Genomic DNA, 994 nt, shown 5'->3' on the forward strand with positions numbered 1-994 from the left:
GAGCACCGCCGAGGTCAAGAAGGCGACGCGCAGCACGCGCATGGTGCTGGCGCGATAGTCATCGGAGATGCGCGCGATCACCGCCGCCTCGCGGCGGCTGGCGTTGAACAGCTTCAGCGTTGTCATGCCCTGGATCACATCGAGGAAATGCGCGCCCATCCGGGCCAGCTCCTTCCAGAGCTGCTGATTCAGCCGCTCGACGCCGCTGCCGATCAGGATCATGAACACCGGGATCAGCGGCGCCGTCACCAGCATGATCAAGGCGGAGAGCCAGTCCAGCGGCAGCACCACGATCAGGATCGCCAGTGGGATCAGCGCGGTCAGCGACATCGCCGGCAGATAGCGTGAGTAGTAGGCTTCGACGGCCTCGATGCCGCGGGTCAGGTCCTCGGCGATGGCGCCGCTGCGCTGTCCCGCCATCCAGGCCGGGCCAGCAGCCTGGATATGGCGATACAGTCGATCGCGTAGGCTAATCTTGACCTGCGCCGCGGCGCGGAAGGCGCTCTGCTCCGCGGCCCAGGCGATGCCTGCGCGCACCGCGAAGAGCAGGAGCAGGGGCCAGAGCCAGACGGCAACCTGGTCTAGACTGGCGTCACCGAAGACCACTGCGTCAATAATGAGGGCAAGCAGCCAGGCCTGGAGGATGAGCAGCACCCCGTTACCGAGGCCCAAGCCGACCGAGAGCCGCAACCAGCGTGAGGCTAGCGGCTTTTGGTCATCGAGCAGGGCGCGGGGAGCAGTCAAGCGAGGCGGGTTCCGGGGATAGATCGCAAGTGTGGGCCAAGATTGTAGCAAGTCTCATGGCCGTTTTAAGCAGTCAGTCTGAGTCGTTAGCCTATCGCTGGTGGCGCGGCGCCCCACCCCGGAAGAAGAATCGCATGAGATTCAGGTAGGCGCTTAGTCTCACTGGCGAGCATCCCGACTTGATCAAGCCTAGTTAGACGCCCTGTTGTGGCACGCGTTGCAGCTTGCTAGGAGTGTAACCGACGCTTTC

1 protein-coding gene is annotated in these 994 nt (G+C 64.0%); it reads right to left on the bottom strand.

The window, feature by feature from the left end:
* Positions 1-744, bottom strand: a 744-nt coding sequence (locus tag VBE63_RS30215; RefSeq protein WP_323686657.1) for an ABC transporter transmembrane domain-containing protein, incomplete at its 3' end; no start/stop codon positions are given.
* Between the last annotated feature and the right edge of the window lie 250 nt (positions 745-994).

Source organism: Lamprobacter sp. (assembly GCF_034860625.1).
Taxonomy (GTDB): domain Bacteria; phylum Pseudomonadota; class Gammaproteobacteria; order Chromatiales; family Chromatiaceae; genus Lamprobacter.